Here is a 21753-nt window from a genome sequence, read left to right on the forward strand (position 1 = left end):
ATGTCCGATAATGAAACTATAATCCGGGAATGAAACAAGAACATGAACACAATAATATCAATACGTTAGTGTCCACTCATGGAACAAGAACGACAGTCAGAAAACAACGAGAAATCGATCTCAAAGCCGCCAAATGGGCCTTCGGTCAGCGAGAACAACGAGAGAGATCATCCCAGCAGCGAGGCTTTGAGCCTTCCTTCCTTTGTGGCTGGTTCAGGCACGCTCGATCGGCTGGTGGATACCGCGCGCGACTATGCGCGCGCCGCGGCCTCGGACAATACGCTGAAGGCCTATGCGAAAGACTGGGCGCATTTCGCGCGCTGGTGCCGGATGAAGGGCGCGGAGACTCTGCCCCCGTCGCCCGAAATGATCGGGCTCTACCTTGCGGACCTGGCGTCCGGAGCGGGCCCCTCCCCTGCCCTATCGGTCAGCACCATCGACCGCCGCCTGTCGGGCCTCGCCTGGAACTATGCGCAGCGCGGCTTTGCCCTCGATCGCAAGAACCGCCATATCGCCACCGTGCTGGCCGGGATCAAACGCAAACACGCCCGTCCGCCGGTGCAAAAGGAAGCGATCCTGGCCGATGACATCCTTGCGATGGTGGCCACCCTGCCTTTTGACCTGCGCGGCCTCAGGGATCGCGCGATCCTGCTGCTGGGCTACGCCGGCGGCCTTCGTCGCTCGGAAATCGTCAGCCTCGATGTCCACAAGGACGACACGCCGGACTCGGGCGGCTGGGTTGAAGTGTTCGACAAGGGCACCCTGCTCACCCTCAATGCCAAGACCGGCTGGCGCGAGGTCGAGATCGGCCGCGGCTCCAAGGATCAGACCTGCCCTGTCCATGCGCTCGAACAATGGCTGCACTTCGCCAAGATCGACTTTGGCCCAATCTTTGTCGGCACCTCGCGGGACGGCAAGAAGGCGCTGGAGACACGCCTCAACGACAAACACGTCGCGCGCCTGATCAAGCGCACCGTGCTCGACGCCGGCATCCGGTCGGACCTGCCTGAGAAAGACCGCCTGGCGCTGTTCTCCGGCCATTCGTTGCGCGCCGGTCTCGCCAGCTCCGCCGAAGTCGACGAGCGCTACGTCCAGAAACACCTCGGCCACGCTTCCGCCGAGATGACCCGCCGCTATCAGCGCCGCCGGGACCGGTTCCGGGTGAACCTGACCAAAGCCGCCGGTCTCTGAGCCCCTGCCCTATCACGCCGCCTGCCCACTGAGCCTACCATAGAAGCTGCGCTCGAGATGCAGCTCCCCTGCCCCGGCCTTCTCGACCATGCCCCGCAGATAGCCGCCCGGCGAGGCAACCTCGCCCGCACTGTGCTTCTCGAAGACGAGGGCAAACGCGGCCGTGGCCACCTGGGTGCCCATTCGGTCCTGCGCCACGTTCCAGGCATGCTCAGAGATCCCGATCATCGGCCTGAGTTGACCGGCAACCCGGTGCAGATCGCCCCAATCTTTCAGGAATCCACCCAAATTCCGCGCCCAGGATGCGAATTCCGGACAGGCCTGCATGATTGTCGGCAGATCGAGCGCTGTCCGCTTCTTGCGTACCTCGGCAACCCAGTCTTCCAGCTCCCTATCAACCCGCTCTTCGGGTTGGGCATTAGGCACCACACCCGCCGCTTCCTCTTTTTCAGAGGAATTACTAGTTACAGGATTAAGTTGGTTTGTAATTAGTATATGAGGTTCAGAAATGACCTCCCTGGGGTTCATTTCTTGAGTCTTCTTCGTGACTTGGGCGTGTTTATCATCGGTGTTTTCCACAGGTTTTGTCGCAACAGTCGCCTTAAGATAAGCCGCCTCGACCCGTTCTTGGAGTTCCTTGAACCATGCCAATAGCCGCTCCAACTGCTCTGAAGCTTCATGACGGCGCGGAAGTCGTTCCAGAAGCTCCTCAAAAAGCCCCGTGAATTGCCTCCAGGGCCCACGCAGAGCGCTGCTGAGAGCTGCCTCGATCCGGGCTCGGATCATCCGGCGCGCCACAGTGATCTGGCGCTTCAGGCGTAGGCAGAGCTCGCGTTCAGCCTGCAACTCAGCATGAAGCTCCTCGAACTCCTCGACACGGGCTGAGAGCGGCGACAGATCGAAGCCATAGGCCTCGACGATGCGGCCATCGACGTCTCTGCGGCCCCACCGCTTGCCATTGGGGCTATCCTGGAAGGAGATCACGCCGATCTCAGCAAGGCGCCGCGCGTGGCGCTTGAGGGCAGACAGCGAAAAACCCGTTTGCTCCATCAGATAGGCGTTCGACGCCCAGACGATCGGACGCTGCCCCTCCTCCCAGTCCTGGGCCTGGGTAAAGGCCCCGAGCGTGTCGAGGAGCAACATGTCTCCGGCCTTCAAGCCGATATGTGCCCCCACGCGCTTAAGTGCCACGAATGCCCGTGTTTTGGGTACTGCTACCCGTTCACCGGCTTGGGCAAGTTGCTCAGCAACCCCAAGACCCGGTGTCGGCTTGCGCCAACCTGTATGTTTCATGCCTGTATCTCACCTCCGTTTATGTGGAGGCAAAAGAAAGCCGTTCGCTCAGGAGCGTTCGTCGTTGACAGTGAATCCTGCGAGACTTATCTTGAAGGTGACCAAACCATTAAGATCAGCTCTCAGGCCACACCGCTTGGGGGCTTTTCTTTTGCCTTTATTTCGATTGTCGTTCCTTTTTGCTCCTTGCCTCGTCGTTCTGGAGGATATGTCGCTGACATTGTCGTCAGTCGGTTTCCTTCCCCGAACCTTCGGCGCTCAAGTAGTCGGCGACTAAATCTCCGAGCTTCTCGAGACGCTCTTGGTCTATCGGCACACCTGCAACCTTGATGGATAGGTTTCCATCGACTGAAGTCGCCGAAAGATTTCGGTTGCCCACCTTGCGTTTGACCGTGAGCTTTCTGGGCTTTGCCTTCGGTTTGAGCTTGGGTTTGTTCACCCTCTCCAAGCTCGCTAAGGCTCCCTGCAAATCACGAAAGCTCATGTCGTAGACATTCTTGAACGCGTTCAAGATCTGATCCTGCGCAGCGAAAACAGACCTCGCTCGTGAGACTAGGCTCTCATGCACGCCAATTTTCTTTGCGAAGGCCACAGCTGTCAGCTTGTCTGCCCCAGAAGCCAACGTTTCATACATTTCACCAATCGAAACCAAACGCTCAAATGGGCTAAGATTCTCGCGCTCCTCATTCTCGCGGAACCGCAGAAACAACATCTCAAACTTGCTGTTCTCGGCGTTTCGCGCTTCCGGCGAAGCGAGGATTGCACGAAGAGGTAAACCCAACTCCGACGCGGCCGCCAGTCGGCGGCGTCCTGTAAGCATGACAAATGGAACACCAGTGACGTTCGACGGCTCCAACGGATCCGGCTCCCAATCCGGATCCTCGGGCCACACCAGAATGGGTGTGTCCTGCCCGTTCGAGGCAATGCTGTTTACCAGAGACCTGAATGCTTCCTGGGACATCCAGTCTTGACGGCGGTCTGTCCCCATCGGATCTGATATCTGGTCTGGCGACAGGCTTATTTCGTGGCGGCCGTTTAAGATATCCGAACAAAGCTCAGCTCTGCTTCGCTCCACAGCGGCTTGCGATTGCGCAAGCGCCCCTGATTTCCAAGCACTGCCGGCCCCCTTGAAAGGAGTAGAAACAGCGTCGCCCGTTTCTGCCCGGCCTTCGGGACCGGGCGTGCGCTCCTTGGATGTGTCGGGACTAGTAGCCTTGCTGACCAGCGACCTTGGAATACTGCGTTTCATGCTTCACCCTCGCCGTCATCTTCATAGAACTCGTCCATCCATGTATTGGCATAACCGCGTTCGAAGCCCGGCCAGAGTCGCGATACTATGGCGTCGTTAACCGCATCGGCATTCGTGATGAACCGGTTGATCCCCTTGCGTTTTCCCGGCGTGTCCGGCTCATATTCGTATACGGATTGATAGACGTCCGACGCATTCGAGATTGCGTCGGAACGCAGATAAAACACCGGCAGAATTTCCGTGGGGCAGTGTTCCAGCAGGTTTCCGATGTGGTTTAGATCCTGCGCATTGGATCGTTGGACGATCGTCGGCAACAGCATGTTGGCACCAGTTCCTATTTCGATCCGTTCATGGGCCAGAATATGCTGAAGCATCCCCAGCAGGCCGGTCACAAAGGTCGACAGCGTTGCGATGTCAAACCCCTTCATGGTTTGCGGGATGACCAGCGAAGTCGACGCAATCACGTTATTCAGCTGGAAAAGTGTCAACGCAGGCTGATAGTCGATGATGATGACATCGAGGGTCTCGGTCAGCGCAGCGTTCAGTCGCTGCTGATCGACCTTGCCCTCGACTACCAATTCGTTGGGCAGCGTTTTTGGCGGGTGGCCCGCTTTCCAGCGATCAAGGGCATCGCGCAGGTAGCGATAGAAGCTCTTTCCGGCGGGGGCCTCTCGCACAAGGCGCGCAATCTGGATCTCTCCCTCAGACGTTTCGCCATGTGCCGGCAGCAGACGCAGCCCCGGCCAGGAGGTCTTTAGAAAGAAGCTGTCGAGCGTCTGCGCATCGTGATCAGTGTATGGCGCATCTTCCGACTGGAAGAGGCCGGCAAAGTCCACCATGGAGGCGGTGTTTTCGTCGGGCATCTGGGGAAGACCTTCACCCCCGACAAAGTAGAGCGTTATCGTGCTTTGCGGGTCTGCATCCATGACACCAACGCGCATGCCGTAATGCAAGCTGAGATACTGCGCAAAATGCGCGGCGCTCAGGCTCTTAGCCGTGCCCCCTTTCTGGCTGGCAAACGAGATGACGGGTAAGGGGGCGTCGGGTTTGCGCCAGGCTAGGTAGTCGTAGGGCCGCTTTGCCGAGGCCGCCAGAAGGGCCCGCATGTGCATCAATTCGGAAAGCGTGAAAACACGCTCTCTTCCAACATATTCGCCCGCGGGAAAGTCGTCGCTCGAATTGGCGAACTTGGTTAGATACTGAATACTGACGTTCATAAACCTTGCGCACTGGCGCATTGACCACGTGCGCTTGATGCGCTGACGCAAGGTGAGTTCCTTGTTCACTGCCACCATCGTGCGCTCAAGCCCACGTGACAGGTCCGTCAAAAACTGTTCTAGACTACCGCTCATTCCTAAGCCCTGACTTCGGTTGGGTCCGAGTTCGACTCGATTCTGCTTCTATGGTAGCACGGTTTTGGAGGAAAAATAAAGATACCACGCGCCTATGAGTTTCAGGCGCTTATTTAGAAGCTCCACCACCCCTAAAACTCCAATCTTGAACGCGTTCAAGATTGGAGTCTTGATGGGCCGGTCGGTGGAGAACCGACCGGCCTTAGCCGTCACGCGGCGTCTTTGGGACCCCAGGGGATGACGGCCTGCAGGGACAGATCGTCCTGGTTCGCGGCCTTGCCGAGGTTGGCGTTGAAGCCGTGGTCGCGGATGGTCAGCGTGTAGTAGTCAGCGCCGGTCTCCTTGTTCTGCTTCTTCCAGATGCCGCCGCACTCGACCAACTTGCCGCGCGGGGAGCGGCCGAGGACGCGGTGCGTGGGGGCCATCGGGTTCGAGCTCGCGACGGGTTCGACCGTGATGTCGAGGTCGAAGGTCAGGGTCGAGATGGAGCCGACGCCCTTGGCGGTTTCGATGTCGGCGCTGGTGAATTTGATGCAGTTCGTGGTCATTGCTCTTCTCCTTGTTTGCGTTGCAATGATGGTCACCTTGCAGCTGGCCAAGGCCCGGCCACACCGAAGGCGGAGCGCAGCGGAGAGGGGCAGGCGCCGGTCTTTTTGGTCCGCGCGGAATGACCCGCAGGGTCAGGGGAAAAAGATCGGCGACAACCTTTGTGGACGGGACGACAGCTGCGACCAGCATGTCATGCAACTCAGACAAAGGGAGAAGTGCGGTGGCCATGAAGGAAAGTAGGGGAACAGACGAGAGAGATGCCGCAAGGAGTAGGGATTGTCTTCTCGTCCATCCAAACTTCAAGACTCTTCGAAGACCAAAGCCGTCAGATCACAAATCGATGGCAACGGCAGAGCATTCGCCCATCCTTCCGTGGCATCACAGGGGCGTTTGCGTTCGCATTCGGAGATGCAGGCGTCCAGATACCATCGAGTTGCCAGACACTCATCCGCTCTGGTGCCCGACTAATGGCCAGACCTGGCTCTGAGATTCTTCGCGTGTCGCTGTTATCCTCAGACCAATGGAAGTGTCCTGAGCCAGAGATAAAAACGAGGTCATAGCGCGCTCAACAACTCGATTGCATGTGCCAGTGGTAACGCTCGAATGTCCTTCGCGACGGGGACCTCATGCTCACCGGCATAGACCAGGAGCTTTCGGTTGGCTCCAATGTCCTCGGCCCCTGTGTGAAATCCTCTCGAAACCTTTGGTGCAGTCGTCCGTTTGATCTCAACAGCCCAGATGTCGCCGCTTGGCAAACGCAAAACCAAGTCGAGTTCAGCACCGGCCGAAGTGCGATAGAAGAAAGGTTCGGTGCCTAAAGGGGCGGCAGCAAGAAGCGCCTCGATACAGAACCCCTCCCAACTGCCACCGACGACCGGGTGCCCGAGCAAGCCTTCTGTCGTGCCGATGCCCAACAGCGCATGCACGATGCCGCTGTCTCTCACATAGACCTTTGGCGATTTCACCAGACGCTTGCCGACATTCTCGTGCCAGGGCTGCAGGCGTCTCACCAGCATGAGATCGACGAGCAGATCGAGGTAGCGCCCAACGGTCTGGCCGGACACGCCCAATCCCTCGGCAAGGGCCGCGGCGTTCAGAAGGCCGCCCTGGACATGCGCAAGCATCGTCCAGAACCGCCGCAAGGTCGCTGCCGGAATCCGAGGTCCGAGGGCAGGGATGTCTCGCTCCAGATAGGTGCGCAGGAAATCCAGACGCCAGTCCATACTTGCCCGATCGCTCGCGGCCTGAAAGCTGTCGGGAAAGCCGCCGCGCAGCCAGAGCAAGTTCAACTGATCGGCCCCCACCTCGTCAGGCTGCAAGGGGGGCATTTCAACATATCGAACACGACCGGCGAGGGATTCCGCCGTTTGGTGCAAGAGGATATTGGAAGCCGATCCCAATAGCAGGAACTGTCCCGTCCGAAACCCGGCCCGCCGACGCTGATCGATCTGGCCGCGCAAGGTTCTGAAGAGGTCAGGCATCTGCTGCACCTCGTCGAGGATGACGAGTTTGCCCGCCTGTTCGTCCAGATAGAGATCTGGTTCAGTCAGGATTTGCCTGTCCGCCTCACGCTCAAGGTCGAGATAGACAGATGGGCGCTCTGATGCGATGTCGAGTGCAAGTGTTGTCTTTCCGACCTGTCGGGGGCCGAGAAGGACCACAGCCGCTTGGCTCTCCAAGGAAGACTGAACGAATTGTTGGGTCTTGCGTTTGTACATACCTTGCAATTACTCCACGATACGGAAGATTTGCAAGGTTAATCTTACCTACGGCCATAGCTAGTTGCTCAAGCCGAAGTATCTTACTGCCCCAGCAAAACAGCCGTGGCCAAGGAGCATCGACGCAAAATGAGTGCATTCAAATCTGTATCCAAGGGCCTCGAAGAGGCTCTGGCCTTCGCGAATGGCGATTTGGCCGACGCCAAAGTGCATGAAGTGTCCGTGGCGGAGGTCGATGTCGCCGAAGTCCGGCAACGGACGGGCCTGTCCCAGGCCGAGTTCGCCAAGAGCATTGGCGTCGCGAAAGGTACGCTCCTGAACTGGGAACACGGGCGCCGGCACCCGACAGGCCCAGCACAGGTTCTGCTGGCATTGATCGCCAAGAAGCCTTCCGTCGTACAGGACCTCTTGCGCGGGGCGTGAACCGGGGCCTAAGCCCCGATCCTCTTGATGCGGATTCCGAGCTTGCGGGCCTTGTCGACGATGTTCTCGGTGATGCCCGAACCGGGCGTGGCAATCAGACCCTGTGGCATGGTTTCGAGCATCTTGTCGTTGCGCTTGAAGGGGGCGGCCTTGCCGTGGCTCTTCCAGTCGGGCTTGAAGACCACTTGGGTAACGCCACGGGTATCTGCCCAGCGGGCCGCGATCATCTCGGCACCTTTGGGCGTACCGCCGTGCAGCAGCACCATGTCGGGATATTTCGTATGGGTGGCATCGAGGACGGACCAGATCAGATCGTAGGCGTGATAATCCCCGCCCGAGAAAGCGATCCGCGTGCCTTCGGGGCAGTGCACCTCGGTCTCTTTGCGGCGCTTGGCCGAGAGATAGGCCCGGCTGTCCACCACGGCGGAAGTCAGGCCGCGATGCGAGACCTTGGAACCGGTGCGGGGCAGCCAAGGAGACCCGGTGGCGGCCGAGAAGTGGTCCACGGCCAGATCGCGCATCTGTTCGAAGGCGTCGCGATGGTCCCAGAGCTTAAGCCCGATCAACTGGAGGCGTTCCAGTTCAACCGAAGCGACCTCGGAACCGTCCTGGATGGCCAAACTTTCCCGGACCTCGAATTCGTTATCGTCGAGAAGCTTCTGGATATGGGCAAGCCGGCGATGGAAGATCGAGGTGAGGGACCAGAGCATCTCTTCGAGATTGTCTTCCAACTGGCTGCCGGTGAGGAGGCCGATAGTGGTGTCGAAAAGTGTCGCCATGGCGAGCTCGACCTCGTCAGGCTGGGGCAGGGGGCGATGATCGGTCTCGCCGGGTCCTGGTGTTGCGCCATGAAGTGCGAGGTGGTCGAGGATGGCGGAGGTTACGCCGGTTTCCTCGGGGATGTCTGTCTGATGGGGCATTGTCTGGTTCCTCTGATTGATCTGACCCGATTTGGATGGGGCGATAACAGGACCGGCGGCGACCGGGCCGCATCCGTCAGGATCGGAGCGCAGCGGAGAATGCGCCCAGGGCCGGAAAATTGCTCCCGCGAGGAATGAGCCGAAGGCTCAGGGGAATTTTCTGGTGCGGGGCGCATTGCTGTCCGGGCGAGGAGCACTCTGCTCCGACCCGCCGGTCCATCGCTCCTCTTTTCCAAACGGGTTCAGATCGAACCCGCGGAACCTTTGCCCTGTCGGACGTCACTTATGGGGCTGGCGCTCACCCGTCCTCGATCTCCAGACCTTGTACTTTCATGGCCTCAAGCAACGACCGGCGCAGCGCATCTTTGCCAAATGCCCGCAGATCGTCGTTGAAATCGCCCATGTTTGGCACGAGACCACCACAGGCAATACCAAGCGATTCCAGTTGGTTACGCAGTCTCAGTGATGCGGTTCGTCCCGCTTCGTCATTGTCCCGCGCGATCCAGATACGCTTGATCCCCGGCGGCGGGATGAAGAGGCCGAGATGGGTGGCAGTGAGACAGGAGGCGAGGTCAAACTCGGAGAGAGCCGTGCCGACCGAGAGGGTGTTCTCGAGACCTTCACCGACGATGAGATCGCTGCGCGCCTTGCCGGACCAGAAGCGGATGGCATGGCCGTGCAGCTGTCCGAGGATCCGCTTCGGGCTCTCGATCTCGGCCAAACCGCCGGTGGACGGGTCGAGATAGAAGCGTGCGCAGCCGGTGATCTGGCCCCGATTGTCGGTGATCTTCGCGAGCAGGGCAGGGGCCCTTTGCGGCGGATCGGCGTCGTCCTCGCCCTGCCGCAGGAAAACCCGCGGGTGATAACGCAGCGCCGGACCCAGCCGTGTGATCCCGCGCCCCTGCAGATAGGTGGCAGCCAAGGTGCCGAGAACCGGCTTGCCAGCGGCAAAGAGCTTCCGCGCCCGCGCAATGCGTTTGCTAGAGGCAGCATCGGGGCACTCAGCCCTTTGGGTGTCACAAGGTAAGGAAGGGCAGGGGGCCTCGCCGAGAAAGGACCGGGCCTCCCTCAGCGTTTCCTTGAGCGTGACCGAACCAAGCCGTTCATGCATCAGGTCAATCAGATCGCCATACTCACCGGTCGCGAAATCGGTCCAAGATCCGGCTTTGCGCCCACCCTGAGCTTGCAGCCGGATGGCGAGGCTCTGACCCTTTGCGCCCGAAGTGTCGCCAACCTGCCAATAGTTGCCCTGCTTGGACCCCTCGGGGAAATACTGGCGGCAGAAACTCTCGGCGCGGTCTGCAAGATCAGCCGAGAGGTCTGCGATGCTGCGCCGCGCGCTCATGCGGCTGCATCCGCTGCGCTTGCGCCAACCGGATGCGCGGCAAGGACCCGCGCCAGCACCTCGGTGCAATCCACCGGGATGAACACCCGCGTCTTCCACTGGATCACCTCGGTGAAACAGCCCAAGGCCTTCAATGCGGGCAGTGCCGCGCCCGACGCTCCGATCAGCTCGAGCCTCGGCTGTCCCATGACCAGAGAGCGACGCAACTGGTAGCCCCCAAGCAGGCTGAGGGTCGTCTTCGCGTCCATGACCGCGCCGAACACCTCCTGCGGCGTCATCTCAATCTGGCAGTCGAGACCAAGGCGCGCATAGACATTGAGAAGCTGTTCCTGGCTGACCAAGCGGCCGATGGCGCGCTCCCCGTCCTCGGTCTGCAGACGATAGATCCGCATGTTGTCGGCGGGCAGCCGGTCCCAGATCGGCAGGAGGAGGCCGCAGATCAGCGTGATCTTCGATGTAGTGAACTCCGGCACCGCGTCGACCTCGGCCTGCCAGAGCTGCTCGAACATCGCATCATCGATCTCTTCCCAGTGCGACTTCGAGAACTCGGTCAGCGCGAGGATTTCGGTCGCCATGGGCCGCAGGAGCTTCACCCGCAAGATCGGCACGCCATCCTCGTCCATGAAGGCCGGCGCTTTCACCATCAGGGCCGCGCGTTTGGAGGTCTTGTTCCAGCACAGCGTCGCGCCTCTTGTGTCGGCGCAGATGGCTTTGACGCGGGGCAGAGTGAGCGGATCGTTGCGATCGATACGCTCCACGGTCAGCGCAGTTGCCGTCGCGCCCGTCGCCTCATGCTCGAAGATGACCTTGCGATCAACGATCTCAAACTTCTCGGCGCGCAGGGTCTCTAGCCCGACATCGAGGGTGCCTGCCTGACGCGCGTCCTCAATTATCGCCGAAAGAAACCCGCCGAAGGCCTCGAAGATCGCGTCCTGCATGTCGATGCGGAGCGCGAGGCAGCGGTTCAGGAACTGCTGGATCGGCGGCAGGGTTTCCTTCATCGTGCCATCCGCCTCATCGAGCGTCAGCCCGGTCATCTCCTGGAACCTGGAGTAGGAGCAGGCGTCGATCTTGCCCGCGCGCAGCTTGTAGAAGAACTGCCGCAACGCCGCTCGTGCATAAGGGCTCTCGAGGTTGTCCTCGGCGCGGAACATGTTCTGCCCACCCGTCTCGCGTTGCCCCTTGGTGATGGCCCCGAGCGTATCGAGGCGGCGGGCGATGGTGGAGAGGAACCGCTTCTCACCCTTCACGTCTGTGGCAACGGGGCGAAAGAGCGGCGGCTGCGCTTGGTTCGTGCGGTTGGTACGCCCCAGCCCCTGGATCGCATTGTCGGCTTTCCAGCCAGGCTCAAGCAAGTAATGCACCCGGAGGCGCTGGTTCTTTGCACCAAGATCGGCGTGGTAGCTGCGCCCCGTGCCACCGGCGTCAGAAAAGATCAGGATGCGCTTGGCGTCATCCATGAAGGCCTGGGTTTCGCCGAGGTTGGAGGAGGCGGCTCGGTTCTCGACCTTGAGCCGCCCTTCACGCGTCCTCGCGATGCGCCGCTTGCGCCCCGTGACCTCGGCCACCGCATCGCCCCCGAAATGCCACAGGATCTGATCGAGCGCGCCCTGCACCGGGGCAAGGGCACCGAGATGCTCGACAAGCTCATCCCGCCGCCGCTCCGCCTCACGGCAGATAATCGGATTGCCATCACCATCGAGGGCGGGACGCGAGCGTAGGTCGCCGTTCTCGTCGGAGTAGGGCTCGAAGAGCTGCGTCGGGAAGCTGTGCATGAGGTAGTCCATGATGTTCTCGCGCGGCGTAAAATCGACCTGCAGGTCGTCCCACTCCGAGGGCGGGATCTCTTCGAGGCGCCGTTCCATCACCGCCTCGCTGGTCGAGACCACCTGAATCACGGCCGAATGCCCCGCGGCCAGGTCCGCTTCGATCGCATGGATGAGCGAAGGGCATTTCATGGCGGTGATGAGATGATTGAAGAAACGCTGCTTGTTGCTCTCGAAGGCCGAGCGCGCAGCGGATTTCGCCTGGGGGTTCAGCGTACCGGTCTCGGAGGAAATACCCGAGGCCTGAAGGGCGGCCTCCAAGTTGGTGTGGATGATCTGGTAGGCATCGGCATAGCTGTCATAGATCGCGATCTGTGCGGGCGTCAGCTCATGCACCAGCATTTCGTATTCGACCCCGGCATAGGAGAGGGACCGCGCAAGATAGAGCCCGAGCGCCTTCAGATCGCGCGAGATCATCTCCATGGCAGCAATGCCCCCGGCCTCCATCGCGGCAACGAACTCGGCCCGCGTCACGAAAGGGAAATCACCCGTGCCCCAGAGCCCGAGACGGGAGGCATAGGCGAGATTGCCGACCACCGTCGCGCCGGTCGCTGAGACGTAGAGCACCCGGGCATCGGGAACGGCATTTTGCAGCGCGAGGCCAGCAAGGCCTTGTTGGGATGCCTTCTTGTCGCCGCGGTCGGACTTTTCGCCGGCGGCATTCGCCATGGCGTGGCTTTCGTCGAAAGCGATGACCCCGTTGAACCCCTCGCCAAGCCAGGACGTCACCTGATCGAGGCGGGAGGCTTTCCCGTCGCGTTCAGCAGAACGCAGGGTGGCATAGGTGACGAAGAGGATGCCCTCTGGGAGACGGATATCGCTCCCCTGGCGGAATTTCGAGAGCGGCACGATATCGCTTTCACGCCCCCCAAGCGCCATCCAGTCGCGGCGCGCATCCTCGATGAGCTTGTCGCTCTTCGAGACCCAGACCGCGCGGCGTCGTCCTTGCAGCCAATTGTCGAGGATGATGCCCGCGACCTGCCGGCCCTTGCCGCAGCCCGTGCCATCGCCGAGGAACCAGCCCTTGCGCAGGCGAAAGGCACCTTCGTCATCCTCAGACGCTGCCATCAGCTGACCTTCGATCTCGCCGCGCTTGAACCAGCCCTTGAGATGCGTCTCGTGGGCATTGCCCGCATAGATGACGCTTTCAAGCTGCGGCGCGGAGAGGAGACCGTCCGCGACGAGGGTCTTCGGCAGCATTGGGCGGTAGGTCGGGACAGGCGGCGGGACAGAGGCCATGGCCGCGGATTGCACGAGTGCGGTCGGATGAGCGGCCGCGCCGTCGATCCGGATCGATTGCAGGTCATAGGCTTCGTAGACCGTATCCTGCAGCGCGCCCTCGGGTTCGCTCCAGGCTTTCGGCAGGTAGTCGAGCGGGGCCGTGTCGATGTCGTCGAACGGGTGCTTCGCGCGTTCCTCGGCGAGGGCGCGGGTTTCTTTGCGTGCTGCGTTGCGCAGGGCGTGGAGGTTGGTGCGGGTCGGGCGAGGTGGCACCGAAAGAGCCGCGCCAGTGGGGCAGGGCAGGGGGTTGCGGCGCGCGGGACAATGGGTGAGTACTACGGAGAGAAGATCACTCGTGGTCGCGCAGATCGGATGATAGGCGGCGTCAATATCAGCCGGTGCGGTCTCTTCAGCACCAGCCACGCGCTTGTCGATCACCGTCAGCCTCGTGTCGATCGTGGTGCCATGCCGCGCGAAGACCTTGCCGTCGATGGCTGCGGAAAACACCACGTCAGCGCTTTGCCTGATCCGCTGAAACGTAGGCTGGAAACTCTTGGTGGAGGGACGGAAACTCTCGCCGGTGATGACAACGAGACGCCCACCGGGCGCGAGGCGAGCAAGGGAAGACAGAACATGTTGGCTGGTGGCCTGCCGGAACCGGCCTTCGACGTGGCTAGCGGCCGAGAACGGTGGGTTCATCACGATGACCGAGGGCGTGATCGACCGATCCAAACGGTCGTCGATCGAGGCGGCATCGTGTTCCGAGACTGCAGCGTCGGAGAAAAGCTGCTCCAGCAACGCGCGGCGGGTCTCAGCGAGCTCGTTCAGCGCCAGGCGAGCGCCTGCGATCCGGGCGAAGATCGCCAGCATGCCGGTGCCGGCCGAGGGCTCGAGCACGAGTTCGTCGGCCCGAAACCCCGCCGCCTGCGCGACGATGGCTGCGAGCGGCAGAGGGGTCGAAAACTGTTGCAGACGGATGCTGTCTTCCGAGCGCCGCGTGTGAGAGGGCGCCAAACCGGCGAGGCGTTCGATCATGGAAAGAAAGGCGTGCGGCGTAGCCGCCTGCCGCTGTATCAGCGCACCGTAGCGCGAGAGCATCAGGATCTGGGCGACCTCTGCGGCCTCATAGACGTCCTTCCAGACCCAGGCACCACTGGTGTCGCTGGCACCGGAAGCTTCTTCCATCGCGGCGCGCAGGGCAGCGGCGTCGATGGGCTTGCCCGCCTCGAACTGGGGGACGAGGGTTTTCGCAGCCAGCAAAAGGTTTTGGGCGAAGCGCGAGGCTTCCGAGCGGGCAGGGGTCTCGGCCTCGGGCGCAAGCGGGACGGAATGGGGGTGAGCGTTCATCGGCAATCTCCGGGGTTGAGGGTTGGCCCCAAGCCCCGCGCGCACTCTCTCACCCGGGAGGGGTCACCCCTCCCGCCCTGTCTCTCGCTCTTTCATGGCAAAGCCCCGGTGCAAATTTGCCCGTTATCAGGACGACCGCAGATGCCTCGGCACGTCCATGGACTGATGCAGGACCCGGATCACGAATATCCTGTCCGGGTCCACCTCGTAGAACACGAGGTGCCGACCCGTGATCAGTTTACGCGCACCCTGCTGGAGGTCGGAGCAGTCCGATCCCATTTGCGGGTTGGCGATGAGCCCCTTCAGGGCACGATCGATGTCGTCGAGATAGCGGTCCGCCTGCGCCGCGCCCCACTGTCGATCTGTCTCGACCCAGATGTCGACGAGATCGGATTTTGCCGCCTGGGAGTGATGGATTTCACGCATCAGAAGCGCCAGAGCGGCTCCGCGCCTCGCGCTTGATCTCATCCATGTCAAGCGGACCGGCGTCACCGGATTGTTTGCCCTCCATCAGCGCAACGCGAAGCCGCGCCCGCTGACCTTCCTGCTCCTCCATCAGGCGCAGAGAGGCGCGGATCAACTCGCTGGTTGACCCGTAACGCCCCTCTTTAAGCATCAGGGCGATGAATTCGTCCCAATGGGGGCCAAGTGTGACGCTTGTGCTTGCCATGCTCATCTCCAGAATACGCATGAATAAGATATATGAGTATTTCGGGCATTTCAACTCGGGGGTGGGCTTGCGCCCTGTTCGGCGCCGGCAGGTCTGTGCAGCTCTCGCAAAGTCAGGTGATCTACAAATGCTCGTGCCTCGGACAGGCAGTCCAACTCATAGTGCCCGAAGAACCCCCAGCAGGCATCGACCTCCTCGCCGTCACGCTCGACGACATAGCCATAAACCTGGCCGCCGAGGTAGGCATCGAAGGTGACGATCTCAGCGCGCAGAATGTTTTTGGCCTTTTCGCGCATCGCCTTGGTGACGCGTTTCACGCCGAACTCTTCCCGGACCGCGTCGAGCGTCACGTAGACATAGCCGACTTGGCTGGAATCCCACGGGCAGTGAAACCCGATCGTGTTCATCGCGAGACCGGAATGATCGTAGAGAAACACGGGCAATAAGATCGCCTTGCGCTCGGCGCGCTCGCGCAGCTGCTCAATCGAGAGGTCGCTCTGGTCTGTGACGCCCGAGAGATCGCGCAGGAGCGCATCTGGGCTGTCGAAGGGATGGCTGTCGCCCAGCCGATAGCGCCGGTGCCAGCAGATCAGTTTCCCGAGGTTGGACCACTCCCTCGGGCTCTCAGTATCCGGGTCATGGTAGATCTTGATGGTATGGCCTTGGTAGGCCTCCTCGTAGACAGGGTCTTGCATTTCGATATCCTTTCTTGAAACGCAATCGACCCGCCGAGCCGGTTGAGGCCGCAGGCGGGTCGATTTGGACGTGGTCAGGTGGTCGGCGAGTTTGCCGTCCGGTGGATCAGGCAGCAGCGCGGTTCTGACGATCTTGGATGTGCTCAACCGAAACCTTCAGCAGCCAGTCCTCGAAGCCGAGAATGGTCTGGTGATTGACCACCGCCGCGACCCAAACTGCGCGCGGATCGCCAACAATCTGTGTCGGGTCGTTGTCGATCCGGCCATTGGCCATCCACGGCTCTGGCTGGATGCGCCCGAGCCAGTCCGCCAGCGACGGGATGCGTCCTTGGCAGTCTTCGCGCACATGCTGCTCGCCGATCCAGCGGATGGGAACAACCCGGCCCGCGCTGTTGGTCAGGCTGCGACCGAAGTGGCGTTCAGCATCATAGATCCCAACGGTATGATGTTTTTGGGCTCTGTGAACAAAGAGACCTAGGTGCTCTTTGGATGAGTCAAACCAGTCATGCACATGCTGGTAATCGTTTGGCACACCGCCAAACTTTCGGGCTGAGCTTTCAGCGTGATGGAGGGGGTGTGCCATGTCAGAGCCCCTCGTGTTCAGTGGTGTTGGTCTCGATGTAACGGTTCGAATGACTGACATCGATCTTGTCAGTCTCAAGCGACCAAGTCAGTTCACCATAGCCGCCCTCGTTGTTCTCGAACCCGGGGCACAGGGCATAGGCGAAGTCCCAGCCGAAATCTTCGGCCCGGCGCCGCAGGTCTTCCGTCAGGATGATCGTGTCAGGGGTCACCACGACATCCTCGACATTGCCGGAATCGCCGTAGCCTTCGTATTGCACCTCGATGTTCGTTACGCCGAGGGTGCGCAGTTCGGAAAGAAGCGTCGCGCGGGTTTCTACCCGCTGTTCGGCAGCACGCCTCTGGGATTCGAGTATCTGCGCGTAGAAATCAGTCTCTTGTGTCATGTCTTTGATCCTTTGGAATTGAGGAAATGGGAGGGCGACCATTACGCGGGGTCGCCCAGGAAGTTTCCTGCGGGGCTTCAGGCCGCAGCGTCGCCGCGGTCTTCAGCCGTCCGATCTACCAGGTTGAAATAGAGGTTCTCGGTCGCGCGCTTGAACCCCGGCGGTTTGCGCGGGGCGAGACAACGCACCGAAGCGCTGCAGCTCTCGCCGTGCTCCATTGCGAACTGCGTCACCTTGTCGATCAGGTCATCCATTCCCGCGGCCTGGATGCGCTTTTCGGGGTAGCTCGCCATCATCTGGAACTGAGTGACAACGAAGGCGCCATCGCGATGCGCGGGATAGAGGGTAATCTGGTAGTCGAGTGTCTTGGCCATCTCTGGTCTCCTGTGGCGGGCCGGACGCGGGTATCGCGCCCTTTGGAACCCGCCAGCCTGAAAGGACCGCCCTTTGTGCAAGGGCGGTCCGGGGCGGTGACTAGGGATGGGGGGCGTCAGTATTCCCACGGCAGCAGCAGGGTCAGGACCCGACGCGTTTGCGCAAGGTCAGAGGGCTCGGGGGAGCCGTATTGGTAGTCGACATCGTACAGGTCGAGTTTGAACCAGACCGTCGTGTCCTCAAGCTCAATGACACCCATCTCGTGCCAGCCATGGGGGTCGCTGTCGGCAATGAAGGTGTCGAAAGCGGCGACGCGGCGGGTGAGTTCCAGCTGCACATCGAGCCCAAGCGCCGCGACGCCGCGTGTCATTACGAACTGGCCCTGCGGGGCATCGGCAACTGGGGCATTGCCAAGGATGGTACGGCGAAAGGCGTCATTCTGCGCAGCGATAAGTGCGGCTTCCTGAACGGGGTCGAGGTCGAGTGTGGTGGTCATAGGAATTCTCCGGGACGGGCCAGCTGATCCGTTATCGGCTGTGGTCAACCCGCCAGCCGGAAAGGGCCGCCCTCGATGTGAGGACGGCCCAGAGATCATGTCAGGTTCAGGTCGGTGGTCGCTTCGTCAGGCAGCATCCCCACTGAGGAAGGCTGGCAAGGACGACGGTTCGTCGTTCTCGGCATCGATCTGAGTATCTGAGGCGGGCTGGTCGCCTTCTTCGGCCTCGGGCACATCGTCACCCATGTCGGCGTCAGCGTCCATCGCACCGGCAAACGCCATCCCGTCGGGCAGCCAGCGCGTCGTCTTCGCAACCGTCGCCGCGCCGAACCCTTCCGTCTCGCCGGCGGTTTCCGCGAAAGCCCGCTCCATCGCGGCCGCGATATCGCCCTTGCGCTCGCGATTGCGATCTTCGGCGTAGTCCTCGCTGATCAGCTTGAGCGCAGTCGCGACTGCATGGCCCTTGTTGACTCGACCCCAGTAGTTTTGCGCGGTCGGGCGCCAGCAGGCCGCCACATCGACATCAAGCCGCGCGCCAATCTCCTCGATGATTGGGGAGGGGCGATTGTCGGAGGAGAGCTGCGGCTTTACCGCCAGACCCGTCGCCCAGGCGAAAAGCGCCTGCTTATCGGCAAGAGGCAGCGCCGACATCACCCGGAAGTCCTCTGGTTTCTCGAGCTTCATCCAGTCGGTGGCGAGGTCCTGTTCCAGTGCCTCGAGCATTTTCTGGGCGACAGTATCCGCATGCAGCACCTCGCGGTCTTGCGCCTGGAAAGGCCGGATCGAGATGTCGAGCGCTTCGTTGTTGTAGGACCGCCCCAAAGCCTGTTCGCAGAGCGCGTAGAGCATCGCATCGAACGCCACCTCGAAATCCGCCGCCAGATGCGCCCGCAGGATGTGCTGACGCGTCGCGCGCAGATCGTCGGCGAGGCTCGCCGAAATCCCATCCGCCTTGCGCAAGGTCGCCGCCGGATCGGAGGTTGGCACCGGCGTCGAGGAGGTTGGCGGCGTCACGTGCGGGCGGGCAGGGGATGGGGCATCACCCGCTTCAGCACTATCCTCGCCCGGCTCGGTCGCAGCGGGGATATCTTCTGGTCGCACGAGGCCTTTCTCGACACGTAGCGCCCCGTCATGACCGATGGTCAGAACCACGCCCGCGATGGCACGATCTTCGTCCGCGTACGGTTGCCGTTCGCGCTGCAGGGCTTCGATCTCGCGCAAACGCGGCTCGATTGCGTAGTATTCCTCCGTCTCCGCCTCAGACCAATCCTCGCCGTCGTTCTGCGCCGCCAATTCCTCTTCGCGGGCGATGAGACGTTCCTCCTCGGCGAGCAAGTCCGGATCGGGATCGACATCCTGCGGATAGACCCGCCCGAAACTGCGAAACGCGCCGTAGTCGACCGAGAGGTGAACCTCGACCCATTTCCACATCCCCTCAAAAGTCTTGGCCGCAGCCTGCAGCCTCTCGATGGCGAGGCGCTCCAGGAGCTCGGGGTTTTCCATATGGGCGCTGGCACGATCGTCGAAGAGATCGCGCAGCAGAACGCCGCCTGCCGCCTCATACGCCTCGATGCCGACAAAGCGCCCGAGGGCCGAGTTCGCCGAATGCGCGGTCTCAGTCAGCTGGCGTTTGATGCTCTGTGGGTGGATGTGATAGCCGCCCTTCACCGCGTTCCAAACTGCCAGTTGGCGGTCATGGTCGTCGGTCAGCGTGAAAGCCATCACGCATTCGAGGGTCAGATCGCCCGCACGGAATTGTTCGATGATCTCGGGCGCGACACGGGCGAGTTTGAGACGACGTCGCACCAGGTCGACCGAGACGCCGAACTTCAGCGCGATCTCGTCCTCGCTGCGCCCCTCGGCGATCATCGCCTCAAAAGCTTCGAACTGGTCGGCCGGGTGCATCGCCGCGCGCTGGAGGTTTTCCGTGGTAGATGTGAGGATGGCGTTGCGCTCGTCCTCGACGAGGCAGGGCACGGGGTGATCAACTGGGATCACGCCGTCATCGGCGAGCTGCTTCAGCGCCTTGAGGCGGCGACCGCCGGCATCAACCGCAAAACGTGTCTCAGACAGCGCATGAACCACCAGGTTCTGCTTGATGCCGGTTTCGCGAATGCTTGCGAGAAGCTCGGCTTCGACGCTGGCGCTCGGCGCCACCTTGCGAACGTTGAGCGGGCTGGGCTCCAGCTGGTCGAGCGGGATCAGACGAATGTCGGTCGCTCCGTCAGCCGTTGCCGATGCGGCGGCTTCTGTCTTCTTCACGGTGGCGGGTTTCGGGCGGGTTGAGGTCTTGGCCATGGTCAGGGTCCTTGTTACGCCGGACCCGGATGAGACTCTCTCTATCCTATCAAGCCCGGCACCCGGGCTTCCCTTTCTCTGGCTTTTTCCAATTGCGGATCACGTCACCAATCGACGGTTTATAAACGAATGCAAGCAAGTGTTCTCTCGTTGAGCTGGCGTACAATGCCTTGGTTTTCTTGCGCAGAGCGCGATCTGAGAGGTTCCGCCGGCAGTCGCGCGCGCGTACTATATAAAGGGCGCAAGCAACGGCCACAAAAACGCTTGGGTAATGGGCAAAAAATCAGTATTTTGCACATATGAAATCACAAACATCTAATTTGACTAATGATTTTGACGACCCCTTCATCACAGTCGAGGGGGACGAAGAGGCTCACGAGGATGATCTCTGGTTCCTGCCTGGGCCACTCGAAGAAGAACCCGATGATTTGCCTCCCGGGCCGCGGGCGGAACCGCCCGACACCGCTGTCGTCGATGACTGGGCAAGGGCAGAGGGGGTTCACGCTGCGCGACTGGCAAGAGTGGCTGGACGCCTTGGAGCTCTGGATGACCGGCTGCTGCGCGGTCCGGAAGGCTGGCGGCATCGGCTCGCTCTCATCGAGGCGGCGGATCTTAGCTGGTTCGCAGGAGATCGGGTGAGTTCTGATCGGCTGGCGCTCTGGGTGTCGATGCGGCTCTCGGGCGCACAGGATGACACAAATGCCCTAGCAAGAGTTGGATGGGCCGCTCGGCGCCTGACTGGCGGTCCCGGACCAAAAGGTGACTTGGCAGCCTTCCTAGATCGCCGCGATCCCGAAAACATTGAAGACAGCACTGAGCGTTTCGAAGATCGCGCGGGCGGATGGCTGGACGTAATAGCAGCCGCAGCCGATCTCCACCCAATCACGCGGGCTTGCATGGGCTTTCATCTCTGGAGCCTGGCGGGCCTCGGACAGCACGGCGACCAGATGGAAGCCGCCGTCACCGCGTCCAGGATCGCGGCCAGTGACGGAAGCGGCGCCATTTTCGCACCGCTCGCTATGGGCGGGGCAGGGGGGCTGCGTGCTTCGGGCTTGCCACCCGAACGCTTGGCCCGCTGGTTGGATGGGATGAACAGCGCAATTCTAACGGCGATGCGTCATCTAGATGATACCCAGACATGGAGTGCTCGGGCGGAAGGAGCCATGTCTCAGCTTTCGGGGCGAACTCCGGCCGCTCTTCGTTCGGCGTTGACAGAGTGGCCTTTGGTGTCGGCCCCGATGGCGGAAGTCTTAACAGGCGCAAGTCGCGCGGCTGTTCAAAGGAACCTCGCTTGGATGGAAGAGAGAGGCCTGATCCGAGAAGTGACGCAACAAGGACGCTTCAGGATGTGGCGGATCAAGGACTAGACCGTTGTGAGTAGATCCAGCGGTAAGGGCCTTCTCAGTTCATTGAGGGTGGGGCGCGTGGCGCCGATGCCTACGTTCATCAGATTCGCCAAAGAATCCTGGGTTGGATATCGAACAAAATTTTCTCTCAGAATTGCTTTGTGTAATCCGGCAACGAGCTATCGCAGCATTTCGAAAAGATCCGGTGTGTCCTCGTCGCGCCGCCTGCTCAGACCTTCGCCAAGATGTAGGCAATGGTGTTTAATTCGTGTCAGGCCTTTGCCGCCCTCGAAATGGACCCAGCCCCCTCTGGGCATGCCCACACTTACGATCAGCGCCCCGCATATTGGACAAGTCCGCCTGAACGGTGCGCCCTTCTTGCTTTCACGGTCGCCCCGAACTGCCCAACCGCCGCGGACGGATACCGTGCGCCCCGTCGACAGGCGGCGGGTGTGCGCCTTACGGAAATAC

General features: G+C 61.1%; 19 protein-coding genes. 3 read left to right on the forward strand and 16 right to left on the reverse strand.

Features of this window, described 5'->3' with window-relative positions:
• Positions 1–78 precede the first annotated feature (78 nt).
• Positions 79–1191 (forward strand): tyrosine-type recombinase/integrase, encoded by a 1113-nt coding sequence (locus QQL78_RS18960; protein ID WP_239369305.1) that lies wholly within the window; start codon positions 79–81, stop codon positions 1189–1191.
• Between the two features lie 12 nt (positions 1192–1203).
• Here QQL78_RS18960 and repC read toward each other — a convergent pair whose 3' ends face one another.
• The 5 genes from repC to QQL78_RS18985 form a co-directional block, all read right to left on the reverse strand.
• The gene (repC, locus tag QQL78_RS18965) at positions 1204–2484 is read right to left on the reverse strand and encodes a plasmid replication protein RepC (protein ID WP_081940158.1); all 1281 of its coding nucleotides are present in this window, start codon (positions 2482–2484) and stop codon (positions 1204–1206) included.
• 226 nt (positions 2485–2710) lie between these two features.
• Complete coding sequence (locus tag QQL78_RS18970; RefSeq protein WP_037207731.1) at positions 2711–3733, reverse strand: ParB N-terminal domain-containing protein; 1023 nt, start codon at positions 3731–3733, stop codon at positions 2711–2713.
• A complete protein-coding gene (locus QQL78_RS18975) occupies positions 3730–5085 on the reverse strand; it encodes a ParA family protein (protein ID WP_009804235.1) in 1356 nt (451 codons plus the stop codon). Before QQL78_RS18975 ends, QQL78_RS18970 begins: the two co-directional genes overlap by 4 nt.
• A gap of 209 nt (positions 5086–5294) precedes the next feature.
• Positions 5295–5633 carry a DUF736 domain-containing protein gene (locus tag QQL78_RS18980; protein WP_008335659.1) on the reverse strand — a complete coding sequence of 113 codons (339 nt, stop codon included), beginning with the start codon at positions 5631–5633 and terminating at the stop codon, positions 5295–5297.
• 555 nt (positions 5634–6188) lie between these two features.
• A complete protein-coding gene (locus tag QQL78_RS18985; RefSeq protein WP_008335662.1) occupies positions 6189–7352 on the reverse strand; it encodes an ATP-binding protein in 1164 nt (387 codons plus the stop codon).
• Positions 7353–7481: 129 nt separating this feature from the next.
• Here QQL78_RS18985 and QQL78_RS18990 point away from each other — a divergent pair, with 129 nt between their 5' ends.
• Complete coding sequence (locus QQL78_RS18990; protein ID WP_008335665.1) at positions 7482–7775, forward strand: helix-turn-helix domain-containing protein; 294 nt, start codon at positions 7482–7484, stop codon at positions 7773–7775.
• 8 nt (positions 7776–7783) lie between these two features.
• Here QQL78_RS18990 and QQL78_RS18995 read toward each other — a convergent pair whose 3' ends face one another.
• The 11 genes from QQL78_RS18995 to QQL78_RS19045 all read right to left on the reverse strand — a co-directional run bounded on the left by QQL78_RS18995 (position 7784) and on the right by QQL78_RS19045 (position 19936).
• Positions 7784–8695, reverse strand: coding sequence for a DUF2493 domain-containing protein (locus tag QQL78_RS18995; RefSeq protein WP_008335666.1), 912 nt, complete (start codon positions 8693–8695; stop codon positions 7784–7786).
• A gap of 298 nt (positions 8696–8993) precedes the next feature.
• Positions 8994–10040, reverse strand: coding sequence for a DUF7146 domain-containing protein (locus QQL78_RS19000; protein WP_008335668.1), 1047 nt, complete (start codon positions 10038–10040; stop codon positions 8994–8996).
• Positions 10037–14434: a strawberry notch-like NTP hydrolase domain-containing protein gene (locus tag QQL78_RS19005; RefSeq protein WP_008335670.1), complete on the reverse strand. Its 4398-nt coding sequence runs from the start codon at positions 14432–14434 to the stop codon at positions 10037–10039. Before QQL78_RS19005 ends, QQL78_RS19000 begins: the two co-directional genes overlap by 4 nt.
• Positions 14435–14560: 126 nt before the next feature.
• Complete coding sequence (locus tag QQL78_RS19010; protein ID WP_008335672.1) at positions 14561–14860, reverse strand: type II toxin-antitoxin system RelE/ParE family toxin; 300 nt, start codon at positions 14858–14860, stop codon at positions 14561–14563.
• Positions 14853–15104: a type II toxin-antitoxin system ParD family antitoxin gene (locus QQL78_RS19015; protein WP_037207773.1), complete on the reverse strand. Its 252-nt coding sequence runs from the start codon at positions 15102–15104 to the stop codon at positions 14853–14855. Before QQL78_RS19015 ends, QQL78_RS19010 begins: the two co-directional genes overlap by 8 nt.
• Positions 15105–15154: 50 nt before the next feature.
• Positions 15155–15799, reverse strand: a complete 645-nt coding sequence (locus tag QQL78_RS19020; protein WP_008335676.1) for a hypothetical protein — start codon at positions 15797–15799, stop codon at positions 15155–15157.
• Positions 15800–15905: 106 nt separating this feature from the next.
• The gene (locus QQL78_RS19025) at positions 15906–16382 is read right to left on the reverse strand and encodes a DUF6915 family protein (protein ID WP_008335678.1); all 477 of its coding nucleotides are present in this window, start codon (positions 16380–16382) and stop codon (positions 15906–15908) included.
• 1 nt (position 16383) lies between these two features.
• Positions 16384–16767, reverse strand: a complete 384-nt coding sequence (locus tag QQL78_RS19030; RefSeq protein WP_008335679.1) for a DUF6878 family protein — start codon at positions 16765–16767, stop codon at positions 16384–16386.
• Between the two features lie 77 nt (positions 16768–16844).
• Positions 16845–17141, reverse strand: a complete 297-nt coding sequence (locus tag QQL78_RS19035) for a hypothetical protein (protein ID WP_008335680.1) — start codon at positions 17139–17141, stop codon at positions 16845–16847.
• Between the two features lie 116 nt (positions 17142–17257).
• Positions 17258–17638 (reverse strand): DUF3768 domain-containing protein, encoded by a 381-nt coding sequence (locus tag QQL78_RS19040; RefSeq protein WP_284376151.1) that lies wholly within the window; start codon positions 17636–17638, stop codon positions 17258–17260.
• Between the two features lie 126 nt (positions 17639–17764).
• On the reverse strand, positions 17765–19936 hold the full coding sequence (locus tag QQL78_RS19045) for a ParB/RepB/Spo0J family partition protein (protein ID WP_008335691.1): 2172 nt from the start codon (positions 19934–19936) through the stop codon (positions 17765–17767).
• Between the two features lie 299 nt (positions 19937–20235).
• On the opposite strand from QQL78_RS19045, the gene QQL78_RS19050 reads away from it, so the two are divergent.
• Complete coding sequence (locus QQL78_RS19050) at positions 20236–21303, forward strand: hypothetical protein (protein WP_198362935.1); 1068 nt, start codon at positions 20236–20238, stop codon at positions 21301–21303.
• Positions 21304–21753: the final 450 nt, after the last annotated feature.

The organism is Sulfitobacter pacificus (genome assembly GCF_030159975.1).
Classification (GTDB): Bacteria; Pseudomonadota; Alphaproteobacteria; order Rhodobacterales; family Rhodobacteraceae; genus Sulfitobacter; species Sulfitobacter pacificus.